Source organism: Nostoc sp. CHAB 5836, from assembly GCF_020829445.1.
Lineage (GTDB): Bacteria > Cyanobacteriota > Cyanobacteriia > Cyanobacteriales > Nostocaceae > Nostoc.
Genome location: NZ_JAIVFV010000067.1, coordinates 1 through 24,187, shown reverse-complemented (window position 1 = coordinate 24,187; position 24,187 = coordinate 1). Strand labels below are relative to the sequence as shown.

The following is a 24,187-nucleotide window of genomic DNA, read 5'->3' as shown; positions in this document are numbered from 1 at the left end:
CTCCAAATACAATCTCAAGTAGCAGGCACGTATTAAGCACTTATATTGAATGGACGCGGGAGTAATTTGCTATGTCTCAAAAAAATGAAATACCTATTCTTGTGTTATCAATTCTGATTACGGTTGGGCTAATAGCTGGCGGTTTTTGGTGGTTCAGCAAAAAGTCTGGTCTAGAGCTAAATAAAATTAATTCTGGTAACACCAACACGCCCCAAGTGGCATCAGAACAACCTCGTGGCAAGATTTTCACCTCAGTAAAGGATGTACCTACAGGATTATTCAATTACGGAGGCAGTACATCTTGGGCACCGATTCGACTAATAATTGATCCAGCAATTCAAGGTGCGCGGCCAGAGTTCCGGTTGCGGTATGTACAACCGAGTAATGCATCTCCTGGTTCTGGTACTGGCATTAATTCCCTGATAGATGGTCAACTAGCCTTTGTCCAGTCCTCCCGACCAGTTCTAAATCAGGAATTAAGCCGTGCCCAGCAGCGCGGGTTGACTTTGAAACAAATTCCTGTGGCAATTGATGGTTTAGCAGTTGCAGTTAACCTCAACCTCAACATCCCAGGACTAACAGTAGAGCAGTTAAAGTCAATTTACACAGGCAAAATTAACAATTGGAGCCAGGTGGGCGGCCCCAATATTCCGATTAAGCCCTATTCCCGCCGTATTGCTGATGGGGGTACGGTTGAGCTTTTCGTCCAAGACATCTTGGGTGGTCAAGCTTTCAGCTCCAATGTGGAATTTATCTCCACAACCACCCAAGCCTTGCAAAAATTGGCTGGTAGTCCTGGTAGCATCTACTACGCTTCTGCCCCAGAGGTGATTCCTCAATGCTCAATCAAAGCCTTGCCGTTGGGGCGGACGCAAGGGGAATACATTGCTCCCTATCAAGAACCTTCTGTCCTCCCGTCTGAATGTCGTGATAAACGGAACAAGTTGAACATTGAGGCTTTCCAATCAGGAAAATACCCGATTACTCGCAATCTGTTTGTGGTGGTCAAACAGAATGGTCAGACTGAGCAGCAAGCAGGTGTCGCTTACGCCAACTTACTGCTGACTGAGCAGGGACAGGAACTGATTACCCAAGCTGGGTTTGTCAAAATTCGCTAACACCTGCGATCGCCTGCGGTGGGCGTAGCCCATCGCACTCAGACAGAGTGGCCCAAATCGCCGCTCTGAACTTTGCTTTAACCAGCTCTATTAATCGACTCTGCTGGCAAGCAAATGAGATTATCTCCTTGAGTCAGGATTAAGCCACGTTGACGTAGCTTGCCCATCAAGCGGGTGACGGTGACACGAGTCGAACCAATGGCGCTACCAATTTGGGCATGGGTGAGGGGGAAGGGCAAACAATAACCGCGAATCACGTCAGGATCCGTGTCGCTCATTGCTGGCTCTCCATATTCCTCAATTAACAATGTCAGGAATCCTAAGAGTCGGTCAATTGTGCGGCGTTGTCCCAAGGCACTCAGCCACAGCAGCTTACGCTGGTGCTGATACCTAAAGGCATCCATAACTTCGCGACGGAAGTGAGGCCAATTGTCTAAATCGTGCCAGTACATCCACAGCACCGCAGTTTGGTCAACATGGGCGTAAGCCTGGAGTGTGAATGGTGACTGGGCAACAATTTCAAATGGCTGTCCCGCTCCCACAAAACCCAAGAACGCTTCTTCTGGGGTTCTGTTGATTCGTCGAGACGTTAGCTGACTCGCAGTCGCACTAACTTGGGCGGTTCCTACCATGCGGATCGCACCCCTTTGCACCAAATATAGCAATCCAGGTCGGGCTGGAATGCGCTCATCTTTGCTAAAGGTACGGCAGCGATAGTGTTCTTGAGCCCAGTCAAGAATACGTTGCCAAGTCAAAAAAGGGCGTGATGCCTCAGAAAAGGAGGATGGAGATTGCATAGGTAACAAAGAGCGTTCGGCTGAAGACAAAGACGTAAATAAAAAGGTGCAAGGAGTGTCTTTGTGTTGGCAAGGCAGGCTTAACGCCTAACAGCGCCAGCCAATCCAAAGAGTAGAAAGCAAATTACTCTCTACTCTTTTGTTATACTTCCTACTGTACAATGATGGTAGTAAAGTTTACTTACTATTCATCGATTATTCATCAAATTTTATCCTCCTCTCATTTTTCTTTATCTAAACTAAATTTATACCGCAAGGTAGATGACAGAAAATGAACAAACATATTTTACATGATTTTTTCCATAAAATTACGTGCATCATAAATCACTAGTTAGCAAATATACATCAATCAAGCAGCTAATATATAGTCATGTGATAAAAAATTCCAGTATTAATACGGATAGCATAAATAATGTATGCATAAAAAATGAAAAAATTCCTCTATATAAAGGTAGAGATGATAATAGAGTTTTGTATATCTCAGGTGTAGCTCTACTGCGATCAAAATCTCAGAATCGAAAAGCGATGGAGCTTGCCAGTGCCATCGCCTCAGAAATATCAGGGGTTTGTGGCGACGTTTTTAGTATCCAAATAGTTCCCCCAGGTTGGATACATTTTGAATTGACTCACTCAACCTTAGCGGCTTGGTTGCAAAGTATTGTAGTTGGGAGTTCAGGGGGAGGTGGGGGAGATGAGGGAGATGAGGGAGATGAGGGAGATGGGGGACTACTCAAGTCGATGCCCAATACAACTCTTGGAGAGGCTGCGCCAACGACTTCTCTGCGAGACACTACGCGAACGCGGTTCCTGAGCGTAATCGTTCGCGTAGCGTCCCGCAGGGAAGGGCAGTACAAGTGCCCAATGTCCAATTCACTGTTTACTGTTCAATACGCCCATGCACGTTGCTGTTCGCTAGTGCTTCTGGCTCATGGAGAGGGATTGATTAAACTTAGAGAACCAGTTCCAAATACTAGTTCAGGTTTTTGGGATGTTATCACTCCGAACCCCATACCTTGGCTCAACTGTGATAGAATACTGCGGCTAAATCACCCGGATGAGCGTCGTCTCATTGGTGAGTTAATACAAGTGGTAGATAACATAGAGTGCCCTGATGTTAGCGGTTCTGTGAAATGGGAAAAAGTAGCGCTGAATTTGAGCCAAGCTTTTGAAAAGTTTTGGTCTAATTGCCGGATTTGGGGTGAGGTCAAAATTACATCACCAGAGCTGGCCCAAGCCAGACTTGGATTGCTCATGGCTACTCAGTCAGTATTAAGATTTGTGCTAGAGGAAAAGTTAGGGGTTTTTGCGCCCTTGGAGCTATAAATCGGTAATTTTAGCTTAGAGGTTGAATGAACAAGTCTAATTTATTACTAACCGGGCGACTAGAAGTCGCGGCTACACAAACAAAACCTGCCTACGCAGGTTAAAAACCTTAATTTTCTCTTAGTCCACGGAGGTGGACGAGAGTTTGTGTAGTAGCGAATTCTATTCGCCCAATACTTTTCAAACAACCTCTTAGGCAGAAAATAAAAACTTTTATATAGCTATTGACTCAATGCACCAGCTCGGCTACATTATCAAGTGTGTGAGGAGCGAACCAGTAGGGGCACCGAGACGAAACACGGCCAGTCGTCGGTGTCCTTTCTGATTTGTATGGATTAGTTAAAAAAGTGCCCTCGTTACAGCAAAAACTTTTCAATTGCTACTGCTGCTCCATCTTCTTCTACACTAGGAGCTACCCACTGCGCGATCGCTTGCACTGGTGCTGGTGCGTTGCCCATAGCTACACCAAGTCCAACATACTCCAGCATTTCCACATCATTGAAGTTATCGCCAATGGCCATAACATTGGCTAACTGTAATCCCAATAATTCTTCCGCTAAGTAACGTACAGCAGTTCCCTTACTGACAGAGGCGTTAGTTGCTTCAAAAAAGGTAGCAACAGATGTTGTGAGGTAAAGTTCAGCCGGTGTGTATTGGCGGCGCAAATTTCCCAATAGCTTATCGATCACATCAGTGTCATCACACAAAGCAAGAATTTTTGTCGGTTCATTGGTTAAGGCTTGGCGCAAATCACCTACGGGAATCGGGGTAATACCAGAACGTTCTGCATAAATTTTGGTTTCTCTGGTCAACTCACGGACGTATAGCTGGTCATTGATGTAAAAGTGGACAGATAGAAGCGATCGCAATTGGGGCTGTTCAAAATAGTCAATTAGCTGGTGGGCGATTTCTTTGGAAACAGTCCAATGGCGATGAATTTTTTGGGTGATTGGGTCTTGAATCCAGGCTCCTTGATAAGCCATTAATGGTAGGGTAGAGCCGATATCTTGGTGAAAGCCCAAAGCTGAACGATACATACGGCCTGTAGCGATCGCCACTTGAACTCCTCGTGCTTGCGCGGCAAAGATTGCTTGCTTTACAGGTTCGCTGATGGTGTTGGAGTGTCCGGCGATCGTGCCATCTATATCCAAAACAAGTAGTTTAATGTCTTTTGCAGCAGCCTGATTATCACTAAATGCTTTCTGCATAATTTCCTAGATTTTAAGTTCCAGTAAGAGGTTAACAGCCTCTAGCAACCAGTGGGGAATGAATTGTGCTATTGTCGCCAAAGCCAAGCTGAACGAGCATCTGAAATTGCTAACTATGTGACAAAGCTTCTGGCTAAAATAGGGCTATGTCTGAAACTTTCACTTCTGTAACTGCAACACCCTCCACATTCATCCTCGTCGATGGACACTCGTTGGCCTATCGTTCATACTTTGCCTTCGCCAAAGGGCGAGATGGAGGACTGCGTACCAAAACTGGTATTCCTACCAGTATATGTTTTGGTTTTGTGAAGTGCCTGCTGGAGGTAATGGCAACACAACAGCCCCAAGCAATGGCGATCGCTTTTGATTTAGGTGAGGCCACTTTTCGCCACGAAGCTGACGAGACTTATAAAGCCGATCGCCCTGAAACTCCAGAAGACTTCATTCCTGACTTAGAAAACCTCCATGAGTTGCTCAATGGCTTCAATTTACCAATTTTCACTGTTCCTGGTTATGAAGCAGATGATGTTTTGGGAACCTTAGCACAACGAGTAACTGCTGCTGGGTATAGGGTGAAGATTCTGACTGGCGATCGTGATTTATTCCAACTGATCGACTCTGACAAAGAAATCACTGTTTTAAATTTTAGTCCAGATGCCCTAAAACGCTCTACAAATAGCATCACGGAATTTGAAGCAGAACAAGTCAAAGAGAAGATGGGCATTTTACCTTCACAAATTGTTGATTTCAAAGCTCTTTGTGGTGATAAATCAGATAATATTCCTGGTGTCAAGGGAATTGGGGAAAAAACAGCAGTACAACTGTTGAATACCTATGGTTCACTGGATGGTGTTTATGCTTCATTGGATGAAATTAAAGGCGCAACTCAGAAAAAACTAGCAAATGGTAAAGAAGATGCCGCTAAGTCTCGCTATTTGGCAACCATAGTTTTAGATGTTCCTATAGAATTTAATTTAGAAGATTGCAAATTAAAGGGGTTTGATACAAGCGTCTTATCACCAATTTTAGAAAAGTTAGAATTTCGGTCTTTTTTAGGCAAGATAAACGACCTCCAGCAACGTTTTGGTGGCAAAGTTGAAGAAAAACAAGAAGTCAAAACAGACACAAATAGTCCCAACTCTACTAACTCAGAATTCAACGCTGAGGAAGATAATGATTTGTGGTTTTTTAGTGCTAGTGATACAGCAGCAGTTCCACAAAAATCTACTTCTCCAATTACACCACACATCATCAATACCGAAGCCGAATTAACTGAGTTAGTGAAACTTTTGGAAAAATTCACTAATCCAGAAACACCCGTTGCTTGGGATACTGAAACCACCGATTTAGAACCAAGAGACGCTGAATTAGTAGGAATTGGTTGCTGTTGGGGAACGAAACCAGATGAGGTAGCCTATATTCCTCTCGGTCACAAAACTGGGGAAAATTTAGATAAAGATTTGGCGCTAGAAGCATTACGCCCAATTCTCGAAAATGCCCATTATCCCAAAGTTCTACAAAATGCCAAATTTGATCGCTTAGTTCTAAGGTGTCAAGGAATTAATTTGGCGGGAGTGGTGTTTGATCCCATGCTGGCAAGTTACATTCTAAATCCCGATTCAAGTCATAATTTGATGGATTTGTCGCAGCGATATTTGGGATTGATAGCTAAAAGTTACTTGGATTTAGTTCCTAAAGGCAAAACCATCGCTGATATAGATATTCCTGCCGTTGCAGATTACTGTGGTATGGATGCTTATTCTACTTTTGGGTTAGTGTCGAAATTGCGTGAGGATCTGGATAAAATTCCATCTTTGTCTAAGCTATTAGTGGAAGTTGAACAGCCGCTAGAAGCAGTTTTAGCCCAAATGGAATATACAGGCGTTCGGATTAATTCAGCTTATTTGCAAGAACTTTCGCAGCATTTAGAAACAGAGTTAGCTAGGTTAAAAGAGGAAGCAACTGAAATAGCTGGGGAAAACTTTAACTTGGGTTCTCCTAAACAATTGAGCCAAATTCTGTTTGAAAAGTTGGGGTTAAGCACTAGACATTCTCGTAAAATTCAAACTGGCTACTCTACAGACGCAGCAACACTAGAAAGACTTCAAGAAGATGATAACACTGGGTTTGTTGAGGCGATTATTGAGTATCGCACTCTATCTAAATTAAAGTCTACTTATGTTGATGCATTACCTGCATTAGTGCGTCCAGATACTCAGCGAGTGCATACTGATTTTAATCAAGCAGCTACATCAACTGGTAGGTTATCTTCTTCTAATCCGAATTTGCAAAATATCCCCATTCGTACAGCATTTAGTCGCCAAATTCGCAAGGCATTTTTACCAGAAGCTGGTTGGTTAATGGTGGCTGCTGATTACTCACAAATTGAATTGCGGATTTTGGCTCATTTGAGTCAAGAGCCGATATTAGTGCAAGCATATCAGCAAAATGAAGATGTTCACACTGTTACCGCGCGGTTAGTGTTTGAAAAAGAGAATATAACCTCAGAAGAACGAGGGATGGCAAAAACTATCAATTTTGGCGTGATTTATGGAATGGGTTCTCTTAGGTTTTCGCGCTCAACTGGGATAGATAAGACCATTGCCAACGACTTCATTAAGCGCTTTAATGAACGATATCCGAAAGTATTTGCATATTTGGAGAGAGTGAAAAAAGAAGCGATCGCTCTTGGTTATGTAGAAACTATTTTCGGTCGTCGTCGTTACTTTGATTTTACTAATAACAGTTTACGCAAATTAAAAGGCAGTAACCCAGAAGATATCAATTTGAGCAAATTGAAAAATTTGGGTGCTTATGATGCAGGTTTATTACGCTCTGCGGCTAATGCACCAATTCAAGGCTCAAATGCTGATATTATCAAAATTGCAATGGTGAGATTGCATGAGGTTTTGAAGAACTATCAAGCGCGTTTGTTGTTGCAAGTTCACGACGAATTAGTGTTTGAGATTCCCCCTGATGAGTGGGAAGAATTACAACTGCAAATTAAGTCAGTGATGGAAAATGCAGTCCAGTTGAGTGTACCGTTGCTGGTGGATGCGCGTGTTGGTGAAAATTGGATGGAGACGAAGTAAGCTTAACTGGGGATTGGGGACTGGAAGAATTACATTGAGATGGGCGTACATTGGTCTTAGCAGTTACAACAGGACTAATCGATATCAATTTTAAAGGATGTTTTAAAAGTATTGGGCGATTGGAAATCGCGGCTACACAAACAAAGTCCACCTCCGTGGACTAAGAAAAAATCAAGGGTCTTTAACCTGCGGAGGCAGGTTTTGTCTGTGTAGCCGCGACTTCTAGTCGCCAGGGGTAGTATGAATTGAGACTTTACAAACATTCTGTTATACCATTCTTAGTTATATAAGGAATTTTAATATGCATCGTCGTTGGCTCTTATCTGCTTTAGCAATTTTGTTGAGTATAGTTTTAGCTGCTTGCGTCACTGCAAATACTCAGCAACCACAAACAAAAGTGGAAAATACCACTGAGGCGACTAACACGAACTCTCAGCAATTTCCCAAAGGTTCAGCAAAAAGAGTTGTTGCTCTTTCTTCTCTTTCTGCTGATATTATCTCTCGACTCGATCAAACAAAACTTGTTGGAGTCACTGGGAGTAAATTATTTAAAAATGACTCAAGATTCAAGGATATTCCCCGCGTTAGTGAAGGACAAAGTCCGCCAAATTTAGAAAAAGTGGTAGCACTAAAACCAGATTTAGTTATTGGTGTTGAAGGTTTTTCTAATATTCCAATTCAAAAACTTCAGCAGTTAGGAATTCAGACTTTCCTCACGAAGGTGAATAGCTGGGAATCTCTAGAAGAACTTACTAAAACACTTGCTAAATCAATTAATGCTGATCCTCAACCTTTGTTAAATCGTTACAAAACTTTCTTGCCAGATAAGCCAACTGAGAGTTTTTCTACTCTAGCACTGGTTAGTCGTCAACCAATTTTAGCGCCGAATAAAAACAGTTGGGCAGGGGATTTACTGGCGAAGTTCCAGGCGAAAAATATAGCCGCAGATTTACAAGGAAAAAGCCCAGTTGCTGGTTATGTGACGCTTTCGGCTGAGAAAGTTTTAGAAGCAAATCCAGAGGTGATAATTTTAGTTAATCCTCCACAGGGAAATTCGGAAGCGGCGCTTTTAGATTCTTTGAAAAAGGAAGCTTTTTGGCAACAACTGCAAGCAACTAAAAATAACCGAGTTTATGTGTTTGATTATTTTGGTCTGGTGAATCCAGGTAGTATAGATGCAATTGAGAAGGCTTGTCAGCAGCTTAAACAAGCGTTGTTTGTAGCGCAGGGTACTTAGAGGATGTTTTAAAAGTGGTCGGCTGTAATTTTAGGCACTTCTAGATCCCCCCTAACCCCCCTTAAAAAAGGGGGGAAGCGGAATTAAAGTCCCCCAATTTATCGGGGATTTAGGGGGATGTGGAACGTTTTGATACCTACAATAGGACTTTTCAAACATCCTCTTAAACCAATAAATACAATTTAAAATCCAATACACTTTGGTTAAGCATTTTCTCTTTCTCTCTTCTCTCTGTGTTCTCTGCGCCTCTGTGGTTCGTAAAAAAAGGTTTCAGCCCTTTTGTGAACCGTATTGGGAACGAGGGAAGAGACTGAAAACGATACAAAAAATATAAAATTGACTGTGCTTTTAATCTTTTGCAGAACTAATTGGTTTTTGAGCAAAGGGGATATTTTTTTTACCTTCAGGAGAAGCACCTCCAAGGCTGCGGAAATACAATCCTCCAATGGTTAGCAAAAATGTCACATATCCCACTGCTTGCACAAGATAGAGATTGTCTCTATAACCAAATAAAGATTTCAGAATAATGCCAGGAAATTGTTCGTCAGGCAAGATTGTGGAAGTATTGGAAACCATTGGCCCCAAAATACAGGAGTGGACTTTTGTAAAACGTTCATAATAGAAACAAAGGCTTTCTGTGGCGCGACTGCTAAGGGCAAGGTTAGCTACAGCTTCATCAAAGTGTTTCAAGGCTGAAACTACCAACCCAGCGACAATCAACACTAATAAAACGCCCATTACCTGGAAAAACTGGCGGATGTTAATTTTGACACCCCATTTAAATAGCAGCACCCCAATGGCAGATGCCGCTACCAAACCACCAATAGCGCCCAATGCTGGCATTAATCCCTGTTGAAAATTAGCTGCAACAAAGAGAACAGTTTCAAAGCCTTCGCGGACAACGGCAATTAAAATTAAAGTAAAAACACCCCAACCAGCATTTGAGTTTTGTGTCAGCGCTTCTGTTACTGCTCCCTCAACTGTAGCTTTCATGAATCTGGCTTGTTTAGTCATCCAGATTAGCATCCAACTGAGCATTGCGATCGCTAATACACTAAACACGCCTTCTAGCGCTGGCTCAACTACGGTGGTGTATTGAGGATTCGCCGCTCCCAGTATTTGAATTATCCAACTGAATAGCACACCTATTAAGGCACTGATGGCAATGCCAATACCGACACCAGCATATACCCAAGAGTTGAGTCGGGATTGTTTAGCTTTTTTTAGCAAAGCTAGCACAATTCCAACAACAAGGGCAGCTTCCACTCCTTCCCGGAGTGTTATTACAAAAGTAGGTAGAGCAGTACTAAAATTCATCTTTTGTCCTTTGTCCTTTGTCATTTGTCCTTTGTCCTTAGTCATTTGTTTTTAACTAATAGACATCTGGTGAAATTAAATATGCGTTACCCAGAACCCTTGTTTTGACGTAGCACTGCTACGTCAAAACAATTCTTTTTCACCAGATGTCTAATAACCAATGACCAATGACTAATGACTAAGGACTCTTAACTATTAACTAAAATCGCGTAGCATCTTTTTCAGTTCGAGATTATGCATCTCTTCTTGCCCAATCATCCCGCGAGCGAATTCTTCCAGATAAATGCTGGCATTAGTGACAGTTTCGAGCAGATTTTTATACAGTTCCAATGCCTTTTTTTCATGAGATAAGCTTTCTGCCAAGATATCCTTGACCTTGTGCTGGTAGGTTTCTTCCATTGGGGCAATTTTTAGGGAGGGATGCCCATCTAAACCGGTGAGAATTTCTCCTACTTGTTGGGCATGAAGTAATGACTCACTTGCCTGTGCTTTGAAAAAAGCCACGATTGGAATGCGGTTAGGGCCAGTCACCATCAAAGAATAATGTGTGTAGCGTACTACCCCTGCTAGTTCAAATTCCATGATGGCGTTCAGCAGGTCAATAGTCTTTTTATGGTCAAGTTCTTGCATCATTTCTTAGTTCAAGTAGTGTAATTAGTTAGGAGTTAGAAATTAACAGTTCGGGATTCATAACTCATAACTCCTAACTCCTAACTCCTAACTCCTAACTCCTAACTATTTTAAACTCCTTACCCCATACTGACCATTAAATCAAAATGTTATCGCTGCCCTTGGGTATTGGATTTATCAACCACTTTTTGAGAGTTTTCCTCAATGGTTTTCACCAACTTGGTAACATCATTAGGTGTTTTGACTGCTTTTGCTGGGGGGATGGCGGCGGGCCAAACTTTTATTAGTTCAGCGAAACTAGTATCGATCGCTTTGTGTGCTTCGGGATCTGTTTGAGCTACTTTGGTAGAAATTCCTTTGTATAATTCATTGGCGTAAACGACAAAACCACGGGAGTCTTGATACTCAATTGGCGCGGTTATTTTACCATCTGCGATCGCAGCGCTATATTCGGAGTTGGCTGAATCTAGCAATTCATTAATTACCTGTAGCACAAATCCTGGTTTAGAGCGTTGATCTGCTGGCAAAGCTGCGATCGCGGAATCAACTGCTTGTACTGAAGAGGCAAAATTAGTTTTAACTTTGCTATCCTTCGGACTGGATTTCACTAAATCTTGCAAACTCACCAATGTTGTCTTAAATTCTTTAACTTTGCGCTCATTCAATTGTTCTTCTACATCAATGTAAATCTCCTCAACTGGGTGTCCAATATGAGGTTCTGCCTGTTTCGACTGATTCTGATCTAGGAGTTCTCGTGCTACCAAAAGATGGCCTTTCATTAAGCCTAATTTAGACATATAGTCAACATCTTTTGCCTCACCCGTGAGTACTACTTCTTGAACACCAACCTGGTCTTTAATTTGGTCGAACTGTTCTTGAGTAATTACTTTTTTAGTAACTAAATCTTCTGGATTCCCGTAGGGCCGATTTGCCTGGATTTTATTCGATAAAGCCGGAACACCTAGTTTGCCCTCAAATTTATCCAATTCTGACAATATAGCAGTGTTAATGTTAATTTTTTCTTTACTACCGTGACCAGTGTGACTGTTATTACTTACTGCTTCTCTAGCTGGAGGGCTAGCATCTGGTGCTGATGGATTTTCTGCGGTTGGTGTACCACTACAGGAACTCAAGCTAACTATTACGGCTGCTGCTGCTGCTAAACAGATATAACGAAGTTTTATCATCTTTGCTCCTCAGACAACTAAAAAAGTATTAACTGAAACATTTCAAACTATTACTAGAAGATAGTTTGTTTGACAGATTGTCGTAGATATTTACTGTGCCATATAAATGATATTTTTTATCAATTAGTTAGATAAACTTTCATAAATTAATTAAAAATTACTAATAATATCGTTAGGAATCTTTAACAGGATTTTGAGAGTTACTCTGGGCAAGTACTTCAAATTGACCCATGCAACCCTTTTCTGCGATCGCATCCTGATGGGGATGGAACATATACTTACCTGGATAGCGAAAAGCAAATTCTAAGATGTGCCTTTCTGCTACACCCATCGTAATCACATCTGTTTTCTCGCTAGCACTCATACTCATGCCATAGCGATAGACATCAAAGAAGTTGGCGTGGAGATGAAACGTTACTGCTGGATCGTATTCAATAATGTTGAGGACATACAGCCGAATCAACTGATCTTTGTAAATGCCAATGGGATGATGCATATAATAGTCAGGTAGACCGTTGAAGGCGTAATAATCGTTATGGCTATCATCATTGACGTCATAGCCTCCCATCACTAGTACGATTTCATCAGCCGGGGGACGGGGAGTCGGTGGATCGATGATAAACATTCCGTAGAGTCCCTTAGCGATATGCCGGGTGACTGGTTCAATATGGCAGTGGTATAAGTGAACGCCATAAGGTTCAGCATCAAATTCGTAAATTGTGGCACTACCATTGCTGATTGGGCGAACACCATCCATTTTTGCCGGATGAATCCCATGAAAATGCAAAGAGTGAGAATGTCCCGCATTATTCAAAAATAGTACCCGGATGCGATCGCCTTGTTTTGCTCGTAGCGTTGGCCCTGGTATGCGACCGTTTAAATCCCAGATGTTGTAAGAGACAGCACTATTGAGTTTTATGATGGAAGTACCGGCAGTTAGCTGAAATTCTCGGATAGTTCGCCCATTTTCTTGCTTCACCGTCCCATAATCAAAATCCCTTGCCATCTCCATTGGGTTAGTAACATCGTCTGGCGCTGACCTATCGAATGGTGGCACTTTGACGATTGATTTACCTTGTAGATTTAGCATCTGCCAAAGTCCAGCTGCACCAGTTATTCCAGCACCTGCTAGTGCCAGCTGCAATAATTGACGGCGGCTCCAAGGTTTTCCGTTACCTAGAGCAAAGTTGTTGGGCATGACATTTAGTTACAGTTAGCACTAAAAAAGAATTGCAAATCTTTTGCAATTGCTTTTAGATATATTAGAGGGATTAATAATTATTGTCAATAATTTTATAGTGTTCCAGACCGCTAGTTAAGTTGTTGAATCTAGTTCAAGCGAGAATCTATCCTAAAAACTCCAGCTGAATTTTCTTAGTTTTAACAGTACTTATACTTTTTTTGTATAAATAGCATTCAGATGAATCAATTCAAAATTCAAAATTCAAACATTTTAGACAGCCACCCACAAGGGGTGGGGTTTCTACCTACCTTGGGAAACAATGATTCTTTCGCCCACAAGGGGCGAGGTTTTAAACCTCACTTCTTTTTATAAAACTAACTGTCTCATGCTTATTGCTTTAGTAGTACTTGCACTATAAACAGTGAGTAAAATAGCACCTTAGAGGTTGTTTGAAAAGTATTTCACTGTGACTCTAGGCACTTTTAGATCCCCCCTAAAAAAGGCAGGGCTATTTCATTCTCATCTAGCCCGCCTCAGAATTAATTCTGAGTCTAATAGCCAAAGTCGTCTAAAGACGACTGAGAAAAGGTTATAAGCTAATGAGCATTTAAGTTGCATAATACCAGGGCTGAAGCCCTTACTACAAGCGAATCAGTCTGGAAAAATGAATCGGGATTAGCTTAGTTCGTTTTAACGGACTTTAGGTATTAGCCCGGAACTGAAGTTCCGGGTGGTTTATGTCTAGAATGAAATAGCCCTGATATAGATGTAGGGGTCTTAAACCCTTTAATTTCCGATAAATTAGATTTTAATTGGGTAATGTTATGTTCATATTTTTGCCGATTATTTCCTTAATTACTATTTTTTTGTTAATTCATAAAAATCGTAATTTTTGGCGAGATTCGCTGATGTTAGCATCTATTTACTGGGGAACTTTACTCACTGCAATTACAGAAGGTTTGAGCTTTTTTTCCTTAATTACTTTTGGCTGGATATTAGGAACTTGGGTTTTGATATGTATTATATTAATTGTTATATATTTCAGATTAAATTCCCAAATAATTCCAACTTTAAAACAAAATAATTATTCTCAAATCAAGAAAGATTTTCAAATTAAATCATCCGTAAATTTATTGTTATGTGGCGTAGGTTTCGTTGTAGCGACAGTTGGATTAATTGCCATCATCGCACCACCCAATAATTGGGATTCTATGGACTATCACATGAGTCGTGTTGCTTATTGGATACAAAATCATACCGTTGCTCATTATCCAACAAGTTATACCCCACAGCTATATCAAAACCCTTGGTCAGAGTTCGTGATTTTGCATTTTCAAATTTTAAGTGGTGGTGACCACTTCGCTAACTTAGTTCAATGGTTCAGCATGATTGGCTGTATTCTTGGAGTGTCATTAATTGCAAAACAACTCGGAGCAAATTTACGAGGTCAAGTTTTGTCTGCGGTTGTAACTGCAACAATCCCTATGGGAATCTTGCAAGCTTCAAGCACTCAAAATGATTATGTAGTTGCATTTTGGGTAGTTTGTCTTGCTTACTACTTGCTGTCAACTATCCAAGGAGGTAACAGCAATATTTGGATGAATTCATTCAATATTGGTAGTAGCACAGGATTAGCTATTTTGAGCAAGGGAACTGCCTATTTTTATGTATTTCCCTTCTTAATTTGGTTGGCTTTATACCAGATTAAACGCTTACGTTGGCAAGCATGGAAGCCTGCTTTGATAGTAGGAAGTATATCTTTATTACTTAATATTAGTCACTATTTACGTAATTATAATTTATTTGCTTCGCCACTTGGTGAACCGGGTGGCTATCGTAATGAAATACTCGGTGTTAATATACTAATTTCTAATATCCTGAGAAATATTGCTTTGCATATAGGCACACCGATTGGTTTATGGAATGGAATAGCAAATAGATTGATTCAAATTACACATATATTCATTGGTGTAGATGTTAACGATCCTCGAATAACTTTTTCTAAGACATTCTTTGTACCAGGAGGTTGGTCAACAATTGGAATAACTGGTAATGAAAATAGTGCTGGTAACTTCCTACATATAGCACTGATAACGATATGTATAATTATTTTCCTAACTCGAAAAGATATTCGTAAAGGAAGTTATATTTTTGGTTATCTTATTGCTAGCGTATCTACATTTATACTATTTTGTTACTTGGTCAAATGGCAAGCCTGGAATAGTCGTCTACATTTGCCTTTTTTTGTATTAATTTCTCCTTTTTTAGGTGTTGTATTATCTAAGCTTAAAAAGAAAAAAATCGCCATTATTATCGTAGCTTTTATGCTAATTTCATCATTGCCGTGGGTGTTTTTTAACAAGTATAGACCTATGATTGATAGCAAAAATATATTTCAAACTGGTAGAATTGAGCAGTATTTTAGTAACAGACCATTCCTTAAGGGGACTTACACAGGAGCCGTTGAGTTTTTAAATTACCAAAAATGCTCGAATATTGGACTATCAATGGGAAATGACCCTTGGGAATACCCTTTATGGGTACTTTTAAAGCCAAATAATCAAAAAGTAGTTAAGATTCAACATATAAATGTAACTAATATTTCGGCGAGTTTAGAAAAAAAGGATTCCTATAAAAATTTTGAGCCTTGTGGGATTATTTCAATGGAAACTAAAAAAAGTAAACAAAAGAAATCTATTGAGATTAATTTAAAAGGAAAAACTTATGTTCGTTCTTGGGATTCTCCAGAACTTGGTGTATTTATTAAGTAGAATTTGATTATTTACAAGATCTTAAAATTAAGATTTACTGAGAAATTAAGAAAATAATGCTGACAAAAATTGCTGTTGAAAAAATTCTTGAGCGTGCCTTGATGGGATACGACTTATTTCTCGAAGAGGGAGTGGTATTGTTACAACAAACTGATCCCGAGGCGATCGCCGCAATCCGTGCTACATCAGACACACTGCGCCACACTCAAGCAGGCGATCCGGTTACATACATAATTAATCGTAATATCAATTTTACTAATATTTGTGAGCAGCACTGTAGTTTTTGTGCATTCCGTCGAGATGAGGGTGATGCCGGTGCATACTGGTTAGATTCGGCGCAAATTTTGGAAAAAGCCACAGATGCAGTGCAACGGGGTGCGACGGAAATCTGTATGCAGGGGGGGTTAAATCCACAAGCGCAGATAAATGGTAAATCTTTGCCTTATTATCTCAAAGTCGTAGAAACCATCAAACAGGAATTTCCCCACATACATTTACACGCTTTTTCTCCCCAGGAAGTGCAATTTATCGCCAGACTTGATGGACTTGAATACGCTGATGTGATTATTGCTTTGCGCGATGCTGGTGTTGGCTCAATGCCGGGAACAGCAGCCGAAGTGTTAGACGATGAAGTAAGGCGAATATTGTGTCCAGAGAAGATTGACACAGCCACTTGGCTAGAAATTGTCAGCACAGCTCACAAATTAGGCTTGCATACCACTAGCACCATGTTATCTGGGCATATTGAAACCCACGAGCAGCAAATCGGACATTTAGAAAAATTGCGATCGCTCCAAAAAACTGCCATCAATCAGGGATATCCAGCAAAGATCACAGAGTTTATTTTATTACCCTTCGTTGGACAAGAAGCACCCAAATCCTTACGTCGCCGTGTCGGACGCGATCAACCAGTTTTAAGCGATGCCCTGCTGCTAGGCGCTGTAGCGCGAATTTACTTAGGTAATTGGATTCCCAACCATCAGCAAAGTTGGGTAAAACTGGGGCTTGTAGGTGCAACAGAAGCCTTAGTTTGGGGTTGTAATGATATCGGCGGCACTTTAATGGAAGAACATATTACCACAATGGCAGGTGCTTTGGGCGGTACGTGTATGGAAGTGGAAACCTTGAAAACTGCGATCGCTTCTTTGGGACGACCTTACCAACAGCGAGACACTTTGTATCGGAGAGTTAGGGGTTAGGAGTTAGGAGTTGGGAGTTAGGAGTTGGGAGTTGGGAGTTGTAAATGAGCGCCTTTTAAGTAAACAAACAGCCCAGCCTGATCCTTAGTACAACATTTCATTAATTCGTAGCGAATTCTCTGCGAACCTCTGCGCTTCCCTTTGCGCCCCTTTGCGTTTAAATTTCAACCCTCAATTCGCCACGATTTTACGCAAAGCCATACTTAGTACAGACGCGATTAATCGCGTCTCTCCTCACTCCTCATTCAATTGATCCCCAAGTTACCAATCCAAGATACTATGGACATTGATTTACGTATTCTTTTACTTAATGCATATGAAGCGCTATTGGTCGCGTTTACTTGCGCTGGTTTTGGTTGTAGCTATGGGCTTAATGGGTTGTTCTGGCAGTCCAGATAGTTTGACTGGGGATTATCGTCAAGACACCTTAGCTGTGGTCAATGTTATGAGACAAGCTTTGGATCTTTCACAAGATTCATCAGATAAAGCAGCAATACAAGCAGAAGCGCGTCAAAAAATTAATGACTTTTCAGCTCGCTATCAGCGAGTTAACTCTGTTTCTGGTCTTGGCTCCTTTACAACCATGCGAACAGCCCTCAATTCTTTGGCTGGGCATTACAGTTCTTACCCAAATCGTCCCGTACCCGAAAAACTCAAAAATCGTCTAGAAAAAGAGTTGCAGCAGGTAGAGACGGCACTGAAGCGTGGCGGTTAACTATTTAATGACTAATTCGTAATTCGTAATTAAAATGGCTACATAGCCAACAGTGATTATAACTATGAATTACGAATTAGTTTGACTACTTTTTTAAGTAAATCAGAAATAAATAAAAATGTATTTATTGTGTCTAGATGTCATTTGTCATTTGTCATTAGACATCTGGTGAAAAAGAATTGTTTTGACGTAGCACTGCTACGTCTCTACAAGGGTTCTGGTTAACGCATATTTAATTTCACCAGACGTCTATTAGTCATTTGTCATTTGTATTTCAAAGGACAGATGACCAATTGACTTAGGACAGTCTTAGCGATCGCAATGTACCTCATCTAGCTTGCCTCAGAATTAATTCTGAGTCTAATAGCGAAACTAGTCTAAGTACGTTGGCACGAAAAAAATCAAGTATGTTACGAAACGTAAATAAGCTGAAAGCCTTTACTAATGACCAATGACAAAGGACAAATGACAGCCTTAGCCAGTTAACTTTAATTGCGCCAACCTACTTAAAGACGACTGAGAAAACGTTATAGTCCGTTAAAACGGACTTTAGCTATAAGAGAGGAACTTCAGTTCCGGGTGGTTTATGTCTAGAATGAAATAGCCCTGGTAGAGATGTCTAAGTATCCCTTGAACGTTGCAAGATCAACATTATTTTGGCGGCGTCTATTCGCTGTTGTTTTCACTACTAGTTGGTTGCTCCCCAACTTTGGCAGCCAAGCAGCAAGGGCGCAAGTAACTGAGTATTGTCAGTTATCATCAACGGCGGCGCAAGAAAAAGAAAACTTACGTTTGTTAGCCCTGAAAGGCAAACAAGATGCTCAAACGCGCTACCAAAACATATTGCAAGAACAGGCACAGGAATTACGGGAGTGCCGCACTCAGACTTGGCCGCAAATCCAAGCCATTTGGTTGCGCTTGTATCCCTGTGACATTAAGCCAGGAACAATTGATCAAATTATGGATCGGATTGTGAACCGTGGCTATAACCAAGTTTATTTAGAAGTATTTTACGACGGGCAGGTATTATTGCCAGCAAAAGCGAACCCGACGGTTTGGCCTGCTGTGATTCGGACTCCAGGGGCAGAAAAGGTCGATATACTTGCCACAGCAATTAAAAAAGGTCGGCAACGTGGTTTGAAGGTGTACGCCTGGATGTTTACCACAAATTTCGGCTATACTTACGCCCAGCGCCCAGATAGAGAAAGTGCGATCGCTCGTAATGGCAAAGGTCAAACGAGTTTATATGTGGTAGATAACGGTTCTCAACTATTTATCGATCCTTACAACCCGCAAGCAAAACGCGACTACTACCAATTAGTACAAGAAGTTTTGCGCCGTCGCCCAGATGGTTTGTTATTGGACTATGTGCGTTATCCCCGACAAACTGGAAGTGATTCCATTGCTACCAAAGTTTCAGATTTATGGCTATTCAGTCCCGCAATTCAAGAAGCTTTATTTAAACGCGCACAGAATTACAAAGGGCTGGACTTGATTCGCCGCTTTTTGAGCAAGGGATATGTCAGTGGTGGAGATATAGCGGAAGTTGATAAACTTTATGCCTTGGAAGGAGAACCCCTGTGGCAAGGACGTATTCCCCCACCAGCCGAAAAATCGATTCTGCCAGCAACCGATAGACAGCCACTTTTACAATGGGAATTATGGCAGCTTACTGTTGCCCACGCCATGCAAGGAATTTTAGATTTTGTCACCATAGCCAGTTATCCAGCAAAGCAGCAAGGTATTGCTACAGGAGTGGTGTTTTTCCCTGATGGTAACCAGACTGTTGGACAAGGGTATGATTCCCGTTTGCAACCTTGGGATCGGTTTCCCACTACATTGCAGTGGCATCCTATGGCTTATGGGACTTGTGGTAATGTTAGTTGTATTGTGGCGCAAGTGCAACGGGTTTTGAGTATGGCAAAACCAGGTACGCAGATAATCCCAGCTTTAGCCGGTCAGTGGGGAAAATCCGTCAGTAATCGTCCACCTTTAGAAGCGCAAATGAAAGCACTGCGACAATTTGCCCCGCAACTCAAGGGAGTTAGCCATTTTGCCTATTCTTGGCAATATCCGCAGAGTGATAGCGATCGCAAATTCTGCCGCACTCGCTAAACAGATGGCAATTGCGTCCTTCTCCCAGGAGGAGACGCAAACGCGAGTGCGTCTACGTTAAAAAAATTCTGTATTCTTCTTCAATTAACTTCAAGCCAAGTCCTCTGGTGTATTACAGTTAAACAGCATTTCTGGTTCTGCTAAAGGTAAAACTTCTACGGGATATTGCCGAAGCCACTGTTGAAACGATCGCCCCCCTTGATTGATAAACTCCAAAAGTTGTGGCAAACAGCGACGGCGATAGAAACCACACAGAGGTTCCCAGCCTTTGGGATGATCAGCTAAAGCTGCGATCGCATTATCTCCCACGCTATCAAGTCTAGTTACCCAATCTTGCAACACCTCAACTCGCAACCTGGGCAAATCGCAAGCTAGCAACAGCACCCAATCTGTCTGTACTTGGACTAATCCTTGAGCAAACCCAACTAAAGGCCCGTGGGCGAGAGATTCTCCAGACAAAGGCACTTCTCGGATAAACTGACAACTAGGCAAAAGCAAATCTTGATAGCGTTCTGGCCAGGGAGTAACTACATAAACCGTATCAGCACATTCTTTCGCAATCCCACAAACTCGCTGCAACAATGGCACTCCTTGAATGGGAATCAAGGCTTTATCCTGACCCATGCGAGAACTCTTACCCCCAGCTAACACAATCGCTGTTAATTTGCTACATGAGTCAATAGCCATTCGCCAAAAAAATATAGAGTAGAAATATATCTTGCACTTATATGCATCACTCGCCAGCGATTTAAATCGCTGGCTAATAGCCAAAGTGCATTGTAAATGGACTGAAATTCTTGTTTACTCCCTTCCCCCTACAAGATTACCTATTGATTTTTCTCTCTCTTCCTTGGTGTCCAACTCTTACGAGACGCTACGCGATGGCGTCCTTCTCCCTTGGCGCTAGCCTCTCCCTTTGGGAGAAGGGGAGACGCACTCGCGTTTGCGGTTCGTAAAAAAAATTAGGTATTCTTATGGCGGGAAGGGAGTAGCCCTCTTCTGTCACTCTCCGGAATAAGCAAGTAGTAAATAAGTTAAATTATCCAGAAGCATAATCAGGTTTAAATTGATTCATTGCAGCAATTAAATCATTATTTTAAAAGATGTTGGTAATGACAAGCCTTTTTAAGGGGGGTTAGGGAGGGTCAAACCTGAAGCCAAGCCTATTGAGCTTTATCTTCCAACTAATTAATTTTTAATCACAGATAAAAATAAATTTTTGATTTGTTGCCTGAGTGTCAAATTCAGGATTCCACCGATCGCCAATTTATCTGATGAATTGCAACTCGGTGTCAGCTATCCCTCTAGATGCCTGTCCAAAGGCACTGTACAAACCTGACATCAAGACTATATAATTATTTGTGTATTCTTTGTTACATATTCTTGGCAATCGTAATTATGAGATAAATCACAAAAGTGTTAAGAAACGTAAATAACGTTAATATTAGTAAGAAAGTTTGAAATATCTTGTTATTTATGTCAGACTCAAATTTACCAGGGACTGAGTTGCTGAAAACGGTTTTAGAACCCCTGCTGGAAGATTTTCAGCATTGGTTTACGCGATCGCGCCATTTACTCGAAACTGAGCAACTATCATTTATGAGTCACCAAGAGCAATCTGACTTGCTCTTGCGGGTTAAGCAAGCGCAGGATGAACTATATACAGCGAAGATGCTGTTTGCTGCTACTGATAAACAAGTCGGGATTGAGATGGCAACGTTAATGCCTTGGCATCAATTAGTAACTGAATGCTGGAATGTCGCAATGCGCTTTCGTCAAGGGCGTGGAGTTTGAGCAACATCTGGGAGCATCTGCTAAATTTCGCCAGACTACTTAGCGATGTCTAATGACAAGCTGCTTTGCGTCCACGCAAGACGCTAGATTCAGTCATCAAAGAGATAGTACAAAAATCTTAAGATTTTCTTAACATTATTTCGATTAACAAAATAATGTATCTTATGCTACCTTAAGTGCAATGACGGTTGACAAATAGCTCCGTATAAATGTATAGCACGAAGAGTGCGTCAAATACTCGTCTTAACTGTGACTCACAGTTAAGACGAAGCAAAGCGTTACAAAATAAAGTTTAAAAAATTCCTGTCCTGGAGGAAAAATCCAATGTTACACCTGCTTTACATTCTGGCTTTTACAATTCTTGCATTTATAGCTGTTGGCAACTTAATTCGTAACCTGATTATGTTCAGTTTTGATCGCGATCGAACTTACCCGACGAATTCCTCGCCAATGAATAATCAAGGCAACTATGGTTATTATTCATCAAAAAAACAGTTTGTACCCCATCCAGAGTTATTAGATAGCGCGGGAAAGTTAATTAAAGAGCCACTTTTGGTAATGCGTTCAATTAACGTTGAAGATGCGCGTCAACATCTTGATGCACTTTACGAAGCATCCCCAGGACATAAGAGAGAAAATTCAGAGGAAGTATAAAAAAAGTTAGGAGTTAGGAGTTAGGAGTTATGAATGTAGCATCCTGAAATTGTAATAAATTTCAGGATGCTACATTCTTAATAGGTGGGATGAAGGCGATCGCGTCGGTAAGTTGGTTAGAAAAAAGCGTATTGACAACGTAAATACATCTTGCCTAGACTATAAGGTATGGATGTATTTTTCGTGCTTAATGGTGTCACCTTCCTTTGGACGGAGGAGAAAGCTCGGATTAATCCCAGCAATCATGACGGCATTACGTTTGGGCAAGCCGTAGAAGCTTTCTTCGATCCGTTTTTAGTGGTGGTTGATGCAAGCCGCAATAATGAGGAGCGGGATGCTGTGATTGCCTTGGACAGACGATGGAATCTTTTGTACGTCGTTTACATTGAGCGTGAAAACGACATGACATGATTAGGATCATCTCGGCTCGGAAAGCGACGCGCAAGGAACGTGAATACTATGAAAGCTGAAGTCTTAAAAAAGCGACTCGATAAAAATCGCCCAATGACGGCAATTACAATTCGCATTCCCGAAGATGTAATTGAAGACTTGAACCGAATAGCACCATTGTTAGGGTTTTCTGGTTATCAGCCATTAGTTCGTGCTTACATCGGACAAGGACTTAGAGATGATCTTGAGCGACTTTAGGGTGATACTGTTTCGACATTAGACCCGTCCGATCTTGTCAATGAGTAAGTCCTAAAATTGTTGCAGCACACACAGTAATCGTTCTTGGGTAAAGCCTCAGTTTGTGTTTTTCTGTAACACCATCTGAGAAATAAACTACCCAAAATCTTAATTACTGTGTAGAGTTTATCCCAATCTCCCTCACTCGTAACCTAAAGTTCATTACTCAACTGAGTTAGAACACTGTATGCATTGTTGATTGTATTTCGCCTATTTTTTTCAAAAGTGGCAATTTCTGAAATATTGATTTTACGAGTGATTTGTTGAACAATGAATTCTCTCTGCTCTATCAAAATATTAAGTAATTCGTTTTCTAAATACTCTGTATGATTTTTTAAACTTCTTGCAACATACTTGTTTATATCGTTCTTTAACTCTTTAGTAAATTTTTTTAGTTCTTTTTCATATGTTTTTAATGCTCCATCAATGATAGTTTCATGAGGTTCATTCTCTATACTACTTATGAAGTTTTTACCTATCTCATATATTTTATCGCCGTAGTTAAAAAACAAGAAATCTGCTAGACCATTAAATCGCATTTCAATATCTCGTCTACTCAGCTTATCTTTCAACAAATCAAATGTTTGACTAGGCAAGTAATCTTTATTTACATCTCTAAGCTTAAAAAGAAGCTGATTCTGGCTTTCAACGAAAAAACTTTTAATAGAAAGGACTAATTTTTCTCTCAAAATAAAATTAAGTCTTATATTCTTGTCAATTTCAGATGGCAGTCTACTTAACAGTATTTCGTAATCGGTGCCACAAATCAACTCAGTCTTTAAGTTTTCTTTATTTACTTGCGAGAACTTTTTATCAATTTCTTTTTCAACTTCAATTGTATATCCATCGTTCCAAAAATCTGCTTTTGCATTATTGCATATTTGAGTTGTAAAACCTTTTATTTGTTCTGTTAAATTTTCGACAAAAACATCTAATTGTTTAACAACTTCAGCTATACGAAGTTCTTGTTCTATTTCATCTTCGCTTTTATCATTGTCATTTTTGGATACATCAGCAAAAGGTTTTAAATTCTCTTGGAGAGTTACTATAGCTTGTAAAAGCTCATTTCTGGCATTATTAATAAATTCATCTTTTGCTTGGTGATCTAAATAATTTATTAATTCTTGACAAAAAGCGAAAAAAGGTTTAACTCGTTCGTT

At 40.8% G+C, this 24,187-nt stretch carries 18 protein-coding genes and 2 pseudogenes; 12 read left to right on the top strand and 8 right to left on the bottom strand.

What is annotated here, in order from left to right:
* Positions 1-71: 71 nt before the first annotated feature.
* Positions 72-1,118 carry a PstS family phosphate ABC transporter substrate-binding protein gene (locus LC605_RS15440; RefSeq protein ID WP_229548406.1) on the top strand — a complete coding sequence of 349 codons (1,047 nt, stop codon included), beginning with the start codon at positions 72-74 and terminating at the stop codon, positions 1,116-1,118.
* Between the two features lie 77 nt (positions 1,119-1,195).
* Here the strand turns inward: LC605_RS15440 and LC605_RS15435 are convergent, their stop codons facing one another.
* Positions 1,196-1,915 carry a Crp/Fnr family transcriptional regulator gene (locus LC605_RS15435; protein ID WP_012412419.1) on the bottom strand — a complete coding sequence of 240 codons (720 nt, stop codon included), beginning with the start codon at positions 1,913-1,915 and terminating at the stop codon, positions 1,196-1,198.
* A 525-nt stretch (positions 1,916-2,440) separates the two neighbouring features.
* Between LC605_RS15435 and LC605_RS15430 the strand changes: the two genes are divergently transcribed.
* Complete coding sequence (locus LC605_RS15430; RefSeq protein WP_267868549.1) at positions 2,441-3,238, top strand: DALR anticodon-binding domain-containing protein; 798 nt, start codon at positions 2,441-2,443, stop codon at positions 3,236-3,238.
* Between the two features lie 356 nt (positions 3,239-3,594).
* Here LC605_RS15430 and LC605_RS15425 read toward each other — a convergent pair whose 3' ends face one another.
* Positions 3,595-4,446 (bottom strand): Cof-type HAD-IIB family hydrolase, encoded by an 852-nt coding sequence (locus LC605_RS15425; protein WP_229548404.1) that lies wholly within the window; start codon positions 4,444-4,446, stop codon positions 3,595-3,597.
* A gap of 146 nt (positions 4,447-4,592) precedes the next feature.
* On the opposite strand from LC605_RS15425, the gene polA reads away from it, so the two are divergent.
* Both polA and LC605_RS15415 read left to right on the top strand, forming a co-directional pair.
* Complete coding sequence (gene polA, locus LC605_RS15420) at positions 4,593-7,538, top strand: DNA polymerase I (RefSeq protein ID WP_229548403.1); 2,946 nt, start codon at positions 4,593-4,595, stop codon at positions 7,536-7,538.
* 301 nt (positions 7,539-7,839) lie between these two features.
* Positions 7,840-8,775: an ABC transporter substrate-binding protein gene (locus LC605_RS15415; RefSeq protein ID WP_229548402.1), complete on the top strand. Its 936-nt coding sequence runs from the start codon at positions 7,840-7,842 to the stop codon at positions 8,773-8,775.
* A 348-nt stretch (positions 8,776-9,123) separates the two neighbouring features.
* Here LC605_RS15415 and LC605_RS15410 read toward each other — a convergent pair whose 3' ends face one another.
* From LC605_RS15410 to LC605_RS15395, 4 genes are all read right to left on the bottom strand, one after another.
* Positions 9,124-10,092, bottom strand: coding sequence for an FTR1 family protein (locus tag LC605_RS15410; protein ID WP_229548414.1), 969 nt, complete (start codon positions 10,090-10,092; stop codon positions 9,124-9,126).
* A 195-nt stretch (positions 10,093-10,287) separates the two neighbouring features.
* The gene (locus LC605_RS15405; RefSeq protein ID WP_229548413.1) at positions 10,288-10,722 is read right to left on the bottom strand and encodes a bacterioferritin; all 435 of its coding nucleotides are present in this window, start codon (positions 10,720-10,722) and stop codon (positions 10,288-10,290) included.
* A gap of 149 nt (positions 10,723-10,871) precedes the next feature.
* Entirely contained in the window at positions 10,872-11,909 is a 1,038-nt protein-coding gene (locus LC605_RS15400) for a helix-hairpin-helix domain-containing protein (RefSeq protein ID WP_229548401.1), read from the bottom strand.
* 172 nt (positions 11,910-12,081) lie between these two features.
* Positions 12,082-13,107, bottom strand: coding sequence for a multicopper oxidase domain-containing protein (locus tag LC605_RS15395; RefSeq protein ID WP_229548400.1), 1,026 nt, complete (start codon positions 13,105-13,107; stop codon positions 12,082-12,084).
* Positions 13,108-14,000: 893 nt separating this feature from the next.
* Here LC605_RS15395 and LC605_RS15390 point away from each other — a divergent pair.
* The 4 genes from LC605_RS15390 to LC605_RS15375 all read left to right on the top strand — a co-directional run bounded on the left by LC605_RS15390 (position 14,001) and on the right by LC605_RS15375 (position 19,892).
* Positions 14,001-15,863, top strand: a complete 1,863-nt coding sequence (locus tag LC605_RS15390; RefSeq protein WP_229548399.1) for a glycosyltransferase family 39 protein — start codon at positions 14,001-14,003, stop codon at positions 15,861-15,863.
* Between the two features lie 56 nt (positions 15,864-15,919).
* Positions 15,920-17,062 carry a 7,8-didemethyl-8-hydroxy-5-deazariboflavin synthase subunit CofH gene (gene cofH / locus LC605_RS15385; RefSeq protein WP_229548398.1) on the top strand — a complete coding sequence of 381 codons (1,143 nt, stop codon included), beginning with the start codon at positions 15,920-15,922 and terminating at the stop codon, positions 17,060-17,062.
* A 310-nt stretch (positions 17,063-17,372) separates the two neighbouring features.
* A complete protein-coding gene (psb27, locus tag LC605_RS15380; RefSeq protein WP_229548397.1) occupies positions 17,373-17,777 on the top strand; it encodes a photosystem II protein Psb27 in 405 nt (134 codons plus the stop codon).
* Between the two features lie 615 nt (positions 17,778-18,392).
* On the top strand, positions 18,393-19,892 hold the full coding sequence (locus LC605_RS15375; RefSeq protein WP_229548396.1) for a family 10 glycosylhydrolase: 1,500 nt from the start codon (positions 18,393-18,395) through the stop codon (positions 19,890-19,892).
* A 90-nt stretch (positions 19,893-19,982) separates the two neighbouring features.
* Here LC605_RS15375 and LC605_RS15370 read toward each other — a convergent pair whose 3' ends face one another.
* Positions 19,983-20,579: a molybdenum cofactor guanylyltransferase gene (locus tag LC605_RS15370; protein WP_229548395.1), complete on the bottom strand. Its 597-nt coding sequence runs from the start codon at positions 20,577-20,579 to the stop codon at positions 19,983-19,985.
* Between the two features lie 789 nt (positions 20,580-21,368).
* Between LC605_RS15370 and LC605_RS15365 the strand changes: the two genes are divergently transcribed.
* From LC605_RS15365 to LC605_RS15350, 4 genes and pseudogenes are all read left to right on the top strand, one after another.
* Complete coding sequence (locus LC605_RS15365) at positions 21,369-21,686, top strand: DUF2605 domain-containing protein (protein WP_229548394.1); 318 nt, start codon at positions 21,369-21,371, stop codon at positions 21,684-21,686.
* Between the two features lie 324 nt (positions 21,687-22,010).
* Entirely contained in the window at positions 22,011-22,340 is a 330-nt protein-coding gene (locus LC605_RS15360) for a DUF2973 domain-containing protein (RefSeq protein ID WP_229548393.1), read from the top strand.
* A 168-nt stretch (positions 22,341-22,508) separates the two neighbouring features.
* Positions 22,509-22,751, top strand: a complete 243-nt coding sequence (locus LC605_RS15355) for a BrnT family toxin (RefSeq protein WP_229548392.1) — start codon at positions 22,509-22,511, stop codon at positions 22,749-22,751.
* A gap of 48 nt (positions 22,752-22,799) precedes the next feature.
* Positions 22,800-22,985, top strand: a pseudogene (locus LC605_RS15350) (hypothetical protein); the annotation flags it as partial.
* A 194-nt stretch (positions 22,986-23,179) separates the two neighbouring features.
* Here the strand turns inward: LC605_RS15350 and LC605_RS15345 are convergent.
* Positions 23,180-24,187: pseudogene (locus tag LC605_RS15345) on the bottom strand (hypothetical protein); the annotation flags it as partial.